Here is an 8,136-nt window from a genome sequence, read left to right as displayed (position 1 = left end):
GAATGTGACGTCGTCGCGTCACCTCACATTCCGCGGGGCCGCCTCGTCGTAACTGCTGGGACGAACACAATCCCGCGAACAGCTGTTCCGCATCTGCGCCGGAACGGCCCCGCACGAAGAGGAGATCACCATGGACACCCGTCTCGACATCTTCACCAACCCGGTCTCGGCCAAGGCCCTGAAGCACATCGTCTCGGCGGGCAAGGCACTCATGGACGCACCGCTGCCGCCCGCGACGCTGGAACTCCTCGCGCTCCGCATCAGTCAGATCAACGGCTGTGGCTTCTGTGTCGACATGCACACCAAGGACGCCGCGCACGCCGGGGAGTCCTCGCTACGCCTCAACCTGGTCGCGGTCTGGCGGGAGGCCACGGTGTTCACCGAGGCCGAGCGGGCCGCCCTGGAGCTGGCGGAGCAGGGCACGCGCATCGCCGACGCGGCCGGCGGGGTCCCCGACGAGGTCTGGGCGAACGCGGCCAAGCACTACGACGAGGACCAGCTCGCCGCCTTGGTGTCGACCATCGCCGTCATGAACGCCCTCAACCGTCTGAACGTCATCACCCAGCGTCCCGCGGGCGACTACACGCCCGGCCAGTTCGCCTGATCCCCCACCGCGAACACAGCTGACGACGACGGCCGGACACCGGACCTCCACGCGCGGGGGTCCGGCCGTCGTACCACTCGACCCACACCGCCCCACCACCAGCTCCCCCCTTCCCTCCCCCAGGAGTCACCCAGCATGTCCACCACGACCAGACCCGGCGAGCTGGCCGGCGACTACGTTCTCGACACCGCCCACACCCGGATCGGGTTCGTCGCCCGGCACACCATGGGCACGAAGGTGCGCGGACAGTTCGACGCCTTCGAGGGCAGCGCGCACCTGGACGGCGACCGCCCGTCGCAGTCCGGCGCACAGCTCACGATCCGGGCAACGAGCATCCAGACCCACCACCAGCAGCGCGACGACCAGCTGCGCGCCACCTTCCTGCACACGGACGACCACCCCTACATCACCTTCACCTCGACCCGGGTGGAGCCGTCCGACGAGACCCACTTCAAGGTCACCGGCGACCTGACCCTGCACGGCGTCACCCACCCGATCACCGTCGACGTCGAACTGACCGGCGCCGAGCACGACCCACGGGGATTCTTCCGCGTCGACCTCAAGGGCACCGCCACGATCAACCGCAAGGACTGGGGCGTGAACTGGAACGCCGCGACCGCGGTCCTGGTGAGCCCGAAGGTGACGCTGGAGTTCGACATCGCCGCGATCCGGCGGGCCTGACCTTGGGCGCACTTTCCGGCGGAGTGCGCCCTGGGTACGGTGCTTGGGCGATCGTCATGACCCGCTCGATCTGCCGGTAGGAGGCATGGCCATGCGGATCCCTGGACCCGAGCCCCGGGCGGACGGTGGGGTGGGGGCTGTCGCGGCGGCGGGCGGGCTGCACACGTACCAGTTGCAGCTGCACGCCGAGTACGGGCCCGTCGTGCGGTTCCAGCTTCCGGGGGCGGAGACGGCCGTGTCGGTCGCCGACCCCGTACTGCTCGAGGCCACCGCTCAGGTCGACGAGCGGCCGCAGCAGTTGTTCGCGTTCCTGGCCCCGCTGTGCGAGGCGGGGAACTTACAGGTGTTACCGGCCGAGGAGCACACCCCGTGGCGGCGGCTGCTCCTCTCCGTCCTTGCCGGGCGCCCTTCCCACGAGCGGCACTTCGGGCAGTTCACGGCGCTGGCCACGGGGCTCGCGGACCGCTGGGCCGCGGAGGCCGGACGCGGGCCCGTGGCGCTGCAGAAGGATCTCACCGCCCTGACGCTGCGCATGATCTGCCAGTACGCGCTGGACAGCGACGCCGCCGACCCGGACCGGGTCATCGCCGCGTTCGAGGACGTCCTCACCGAATATTTGGGACGGCTCTACCAGGTGCCCCTGCCCGGGACGCCGGACGAGCGCGCCAAGCGGGCGGAAGAAGCGCTGAGTTACCTGCGTGCGACGGTCGACGAGGTGATCGCCGCCCATCCCTCCAGCGGTCGTGCGGGCCGTCGTACCGACGGGCCCGCGGACAGGAGCGATCTGATCGGGGCGCTCATCGACGCCGGTGCGTCACCCGCGCGGATCCGCGACACCGTCATGGTGACGATGCTGGCCGCCCACCACACCACCGGCGTCGCCGTCTCCTGGACCCTGCATCTGCTGGGCCGCCATCCCGAGGTGGCCGAACGCGTCGCCGACGAGCTGGACCGCGTGCTCGGGGACCGGGCGGCGCCCGAGTACACCGACCTGAGGCGGCTCCCCTCTCTGGAGATGGCCCTCAAGGAGTCGATGCGCCTCTACCCGCCCGGCCCCTACGGCGCGCGCGAGACCACCGAAGCCCTCGTCCTGGGCGACTACGACATCCCCGCCGGAACGACGATCTTCTACCCGTTCTGGGCCGTGCACATGAACCCCGACCACTGGCCCGAGCCCGACCGCTTCCGCCCCGAGCGCTTCACCCCCGAGGAGAGCGCCAAGCGGCCGCGCCTCGCGTACATCCCCTTCGGCCTCGGCCCGCGCAGCTGCGAGGGCGCCGCCCTGGCCATGGTCGAGGCCGAGCTGGTCCTCGCCGTCCTCCTCAAGCGCTTCCGGTTCCACCCCGTACCCGGACACGACGTGACACCGATCGAACGGTTCGTGCTCTGGGCGGCCGACGACATCCCCATGAACCTCAGCCTGCGCACCCCGGAGGGGAATCCGGCCACAGGCTGACCGGCAGTTCCCGCACGCTGTTGCTGACGAAGGACGGCAGCGGGACCAGCTCGTCCTCGGGCACCGCCAGGGTCATGTGCGGGAAGCGGTGGAACAGGGCCGGGAGGGCGATCCCGGCTTCGAGGCGGGCCAGGGCGGCGCCGAGGCAGTAGTGCGGGCCGTGTCCGAAGGACAGGTGCTTGGACGGCGGGCGCGTGATGTCGAACTCGGCCCCGTCAGGGCCGTATTGACCGGGGTCCCGGCCCGCGGCCGCGTACGAGGCGAGGACGGCGTCGCCGCGCGGGATCGTCACGTTGTCGATGGTGATGTCGTCGAGGGTGTAGCGCAGCGGGAAGTGCGCGACGGGAGAGTCCCAGCGCAGGGTCTCCTCGATCATGGCGCTCCACGGCTGGTGTCCTGCGGTCACGGCGGCGTGCTGCTGAGGGTGGGTGAGCAGGGCCCTGGTCGCGTTGGTGATCAGGTTGAGCGTGGTGCCGTGCCCTGCCACGAGGACCAGGACGAGGGTTCCGATGAGCTCCGGCTCCGTGAGCCGGTCGCCGTCATCGCGTGCGGCGATCAGATGACTGGTCAGGTCCTCGCCCGGCCGTCGGCGCCGCGCGGCGACGAGTTCGGTCAGAAGGGCGTGCAGGCGCTGCCGGGTGGCCAGCGTCTCCTCCGGTGTGGTGGCGCTGCTGGTCACGCTCGCGGACAGGCTCCGGAACGCGTCGAACCGCTCCTCGGGGACGCCGAGGAGGTCGCCGATCACCGCCATGGGCAGCGGGTAGGCGAAGTGGCGGCGCAGGTCGACGGGAGCGGTGCCGTGCTCGGCGAGGGCGTCGAGGAGTCGGTGCGTGATCGCTTCGATGTGGGGCCGCATCGCGCTGACGCGCCGTGGTGTGAAGGCCTGGGTGACCAGATTGCGCAGGCGCCGGTGGTCCTCGCCGTCGGCGGTGGTCATGCCGCGGTTGGTGACGAAGTCGATCAGGGGCCACCCCTCAGGGACCCTTCCCTCGCGCAACGCGGGCCAGTGGGCGGGGTCCTTGGCGATGCGCGGGTCCGCGAGCAGCTCCTGGAGGGTCTGGTGGCGGGTGATGACCCAGGCGGGCACTCCGCCGGGGAGCTCCACGCGTACGGCGGGGCCGAGAGCGCGGAGCTTCTCGTTCTCGCCGTGGATGTCACCTGCGCTCGCGTCGAGACGGACGGGGCGGGTGAAGGGGGTGTCGGTGTCCACTGGTCACCTCGGGGCGGGGTGGGTGAAAGGGCCGCACGGTCGAGCGGCCCGGTTCGCGGGTCGGCTCCGTGGCGGAGCGTACGTTCGGGTGCGATCCCGGTGAAGAGACCGCGCAGCGCCCTGTGCCGTCCGCGAGGGGCGGCACCAGGCCCACCCTCGCCCGGGCCCCAGACCCGCTTCCAGGAGGGCGGGCCGCTGCCGTACGAGCTGGACAGCGACCTCGACACGGTGCGCCCGTACGACTTCCGCGCCACGCTGAAGGGCGCGTTCACCGCCCCCTCACGTTCGACGCGGCGGCCGCCGGGAAGGGGGCGCGAGGGACGAGGACGACGGCTGCATCCTGTCCTGCGTGAACGATCCCGACCTGGGTGGCGGACCGCTGACCGGGCGCGCTAGCTGCCCAGCACCGCGGTGGTCGGGCCGTCGGGGCGGACGGTGATGCTGTACGCGGCCCTCGTCGGGGTGGAGTGGAAGCGCGGGGTGTGGGCGGGCAGCAGGTGCTCGAGGAGGACCGTCGTCTCCCGCAGGGCGAACTGCAGGCCCAGGCAGGCCCGGGGTCCGACGCCGAACGGGAAGTAGCTTCCCGGGTGGGTGGGGCGCCGTCCGGGCGTGGTGAAGCGCTGCGCGTCGAACCGCTCGGGGTCGTCCCAGAGCTCGGGGTCCCGGTGCGTGAGGTACGGGCAGACCAGGATGTCGGTGTCGGCCTCGATCTCGTATCCGGCGAGGACGTCGTCCTCGGCCGCGCAGCGCGGCAGGATCCAGGCCGACGGGTAGAAGCGCAGCGTCTCGTGGACGAGCGCCTGGACGGCCTGGCGCCGGTCGGGGGAGCCATCGGGGCCCGCGGCCAGGGCCTGCTCGCGCGCCTGCGGGTTGCGGTCGAGCAGGAGGTAGAGCCAGGTCAGGGTGGTGGCGGTGGTCTCGTGGCCGGCGAGCATCAGGGTGACGAGCTCGTCGCGGATCAGCCGGTCGGTGTACTCGGGACGCGTCCCGGACGCGTCGAGCAGGACGTGCAGCAGACCCGGTCCTTCGGGTCCGGCCTCGCCTTCGCGGGCGGCGGCGATGGCGCGGCTCGCCACGGCGTCGACCCGGGCCAGCTCGGCGGCGACGGCCCCCTGGGCCGCGGCGACGTCGGCGGGCAGGCTGGGCAGCGCGGCCACCACGGCGGGCAGGGAGGCCAGTTCGCGCTCCGTGCCGGGGTCGAGGGGGTGTCCGGTGAGGGAGCGCCAGATGGTGTCCAGGGCGAAGCGGCGCATCTCTTCGCCGACGTCGAAGGCCTGCCCGGTGCGGGCGTACTCGGCCCAGCGGGCCGCGGTGGTCCGGGCGGCCTCGGTGATCCGCTGCTCGTAGCGGCGCATTCCGCGGCCGGTGAACTGGGACTGCAGCAGCCGCCGTTGCCGCTGCCACGCCTCGCCCGTCGCGGCCAGGAGGCCGTCGCCGATCAGCAGCCGGGCGCGGTGCGAGCGCTTCACGTACCGGTCGGGCTTGAGCGCGAGCACGTGCTGCACGGCCTCGGGGGCGGTGACCAGGACGGTCGGGCGCGGTCCGAGCCTGAACGCGGCGACGCCGCCGAGCCGTTGGTGCGCCTGGGTGAAGAGGTCGATGAGTTCCCCTCCCCCGGTCTGCCACTGCCCGACGAGGGCGGGATCGAGCTCGGGGACCCGGCGGCCCGTCGGGGACGGACTCGGGAGGGAGCCGGGGCGGGCGTGGGTGGCCACGGGGCTGCTCCTGTTCGGCGGCGGTGCGGCGGCGGTACGGCGTCACGGGCGAGTACGGGCAGCACGCACTGTAGGGGAGCGGGAGCGGTGGGCAACAGGCCGCGCCTGCCACCCCGTAGGGGCCGGGACCGTCGTGTGACGGCCCGGCCCCTTGAGCCGACGGACGGTCAGACGCGGTCGGCCGCGATCAGGACGTACTGGAAGGAGCCGTCCTTGTAGGAGTTGATGAACGCCTCTTCGATGCCGGTGACCAGCGACGACGTGGCCCGCAGCTCCCAGTACGGGAGGGTCGCGGCCGTTAGGTCGATGATGGTCTGCGGTACGAGGCGGTTGTCGGCCATGGCGCGCAGGTACTCGCGGCGCGAGTGGATGTTGCACTCGAAGTGCGCGTTGATCTGGGAGACCCACTTCGAGGGCTGTCCGTAGCGCGGGTTCCAGCAGCCGGTGATGGTCACGTAGCGGCCGCCGGTCGCGAGGACGCGGGAGTGCTCGGCGAAGAGGTCGTGCAGGTCGACGTACATGCTCGACTCGTTGTTCCACGAGGCCGCGGCGCTGCCCGTCTCGAAGGGCGTGTCGAGCATGTTGCACACGCGGGCGCGGACGTGGTCCTCGATGCCCAGTTCGTCGGCGCGGCGGTTGGCGAAGTCGGCCTGCTTGGCCGAGAGGGTGACGCCCTGGACCTTGCAGCCGAACCGCTGGTGGGCCATGACCATCGAACCGCCCCGGCCGCAGCCCGCGTCCACGAGCGTGTCGTCGCGCCCGATGGAGCCGAGGTGGTCCAGGAGGGCGTCGGCCTGCGCCGACTCCAGGCGGTGGAGCTCGGCGATCAGTTTCTTCTCGTAGGCGCTCTCGCCGGGGTCACCGAGCGCGGCGTGGTCGACGTCGCCGATGCCGTAGTGGTGGTGGTAGAGCCCGTCGACGTCGCCGAGACGCAGGTTCACGGGCCTGGCCTCCTGGTCCCAGTAGCGGGCGATGTCCCCCTGGTAGGGCGACGCCGGGGCGGGGACGAAAGCGGAGGTGCCGTTGACGCTGAACGCGGTGCTGGTCACAGATGAGTCCATTTCTTACCAGAAGTCGGGCAGGCTGTAGCGATAGGTGTTGGTCTGGTGCCAGTAGTGGTTGCCGTCGACCCACACGGCCACGCCCCGCAGGAAGCGCAGCACGCTCGGAACGGGGCAGGAGGCCGCCAGAGCGGCGGCTTCGGCTTCGAACTCGCGCATGAGGTCGTTGTGGACCTCGACCGCCTTCAGATAGGCGTCGCGCTCGGAGAGGCCCTCACGCTCGGCGATCACCACGGGCAGGTTCAAGTGCCGCCCGGGACTGTCGAGTTCTTTGGTGTACGAGTACAGGTCGTTGACGATGGTGCTGGCGTTCCCGGCGAGCGCGAGGACGCGCTGCATGGCGGGCTGGGCATGCAGGTCCATCGGGAGTTCGTAGCCGCCGACCGTGTCCGTGATGGTGGGGCACGGCCGGAAGTTGTTGAACTGCCGCATCGCCAGGTACTCCCACACCTCGGGCGTGTGGTCCGTCTCGGCCCAGGCGGCCTCCGCGAGGTACCCCAGGTGCAGCCGGGCCATGTCGTGCCGGAACCGGTCGGCCTGGGAGGGAGTGGCCTGTCGCACCAGGTACTCCATGGCGGAGCGGTACGCGCGCCGCGGGGCGTCCGCGTGGAGCGACTCCGCCCACTGCGGCTGGTACTCCTTCGTCGAGTGCAGGGGGTCCAGGGCGGTGTGCGCGAGCAGGAGGCGGCCGCCGAGGCCGACGGGCGAGCCTCCGTGGTCCTCGCAGTAGCAGTCGTCGACCGCGTTCTCGGCGACCATCAGGCGCGCCGCGATCATCAGGTGGTCGATGGTCGGGGCGTCCGGATGGCAGGCGACCATGTACCGCCCGGTGGAGAAGCCGTCGAACTGGCTCTCCCACTCCTCGGGGTACAGCGCGATCTCGTCCACCGCCCAGTCCTTGATCCTGCGGCTGACCTCTTCCACCCGCACCGGATCGGGCTCGGGCACCGGGTGGTGGTAGATGCCGGGAATGGGCCTGCCTTCCGCCGGTGCCTCGGCGGGCGCGACGGGCTCAGCGGGCTCAGCGGGCGCTACGGGCTCCGGCGGCTCCTCGCGCCGGCCCAGGTGCAGGCCCTGGGTGCCCAGGCCGGTGGGGCCGCGCAGGAGCCGTTCCAGGACCGGGGTGTCCGCGGCGGGGGCCGGGACGGAGGGCGGAGCGGGAGCGGCGGGCTCGGCGCTGGTGGCGGCCGCGGCGGCCGCGGTGTGGGCGGGGGCGAGGACATGGACCCCGAAGCGGGCCGCAGCGCCGGGCAGGCTCGACTGCGGAGGGGAAAGCTCTGGATCGGGCATCCGTAAGCTCCTTGGTGAGATGGATGGGCTCTCCCGAATCCCGGGCGGCTAGCCCGGCCCGGGACGGGGCGGCCGGTAGGGCGGCCGGTAAGGCGCCCCGAAGGGGCGCGGGGAACTGC

Annotated in this window: 7 protein-coding genes; 3 read left to right on the top strand and 4 right to left on the bottom strand. The window is 71.9% G+C overall.

All coding sequences use genetic code 11. The annotated features are described in order from the left end of the window. Window positions 1-130: 130 nt before the first annotated feature. The 3 genes from ACFWZ5_RS04110 to ACFWZ5_RS04100 all read left to right on the top strand — a co-directional run bounded on the left by ACFWZ5_RS04110 (window position 131) and on the right by ACFWZ5_RS04100 (window position 2,741). On the top strand, window positions 131-604 hold the full coding sequence (locus tag ACFWZ5_RS04110) for a carboxymuconolactone decarboxylase family protein (RefSeq protein ID WP_384786672.1): 474 nt from the start codon (window positions 131-133) through the stop codon (window positions 602-604). A gap of 135 nt (window positions 605-739) precedes the next feature. After that, entirely contained in the window at window positions 740-1,285 is a 546-nt protein-coding gene (locus tag ACFWZ5_RS04105; protein WP_384786669.1) for a YceI family protein, read from the top strand. A 91-nt stretch (window positions 1,286-1,376) separates the two neighbouring features. Continuing rightward, on the top strand, window positions 1,377-2,741 hold the full coding sequence (locus ACFWZ5_RS04100; RefSeq protein WP_384786666.1) for a cytochrome P450: 1,365 nt from the start codon (window positions 1,377-1,379) through the stop codon (window positions 2,739-2,741). Here the strand turns inward: ACFWZ5_RS04100 and ACFWZ5_RS04095 are convergent. The 4 genes from ACFWZ5_RS04095 to ACFWZ5_RS04080 form a co-directional block, all read right to left on the bottom strand. Further along, window positions 2,701-3,951 (bottom strand): cytochrome P450, encoded by a 1,251-nt coding sequence (locus ACFWZ5_RS04095; protein WP_384786663.1) that lies wholly within the window; start codon window positions 3,949-3,951, stop codon window positions 2,701-2,703. The two genes, ACFWZ5_RS04100 and ACFWZ5_RS04095, sit on opposite strands and share 41 nt — an antisense overlap. Window positions 3,952-4,343: 392 nt before the next feature. Further along, entirely contained in the window at window positions 4,344-5,666 is a 1,323-nt protein-coding gene (locus ACFWZ5_RS04090) for a cytochrome P450 (protein WP_384786661.1), read from the bottom strand. Window positions 5,667-5,833: 167 nt separating this feature from the next. After that, complete coding sequence (locus tag ACFWZ5_RS04085; protein WP_384786658.1) at window positions 5,834-6,727, bottom strand: geranyl diphosphate 2-C-methyltransferase; 894 nt, start codon at window positions 6,725-6,727, stop codon at window positions 5,834-5,836. Between the two features lie 3 nt (window positions 6,728-6,730). Then, window positions 6,731-8,017 carry a family 2 encapsulin nanocompartment cargo protein terpene cyclase gene (locus ACFWZ5_RS04080; protein WP_384786655.1) on the bottom strand — a complete coding sequence of 429 codons (1,287 nt, stop codon included), beginning with the start codon at window positions 8,015-8,017 and terminating at the stop codon, window positions 6,731-6,733. Between the last annotated feature and the right edge of the window lie 119 nt (window positions 8,018-8,136).

It is taken from the genome of Streptomyces sp. NPDC059003 (assembly GCF_042740445.1).
GTDB lineage: Bacteria > Actinomycetota > Actinomycetes > Streptomycetales > Streptomycetaceae > Streptomyces.
The sequence above is the reverse complement of the archived record's forward strand: the minus strand, read 5'-3'. Positions and strand labels throughout refer to the sequence as shown.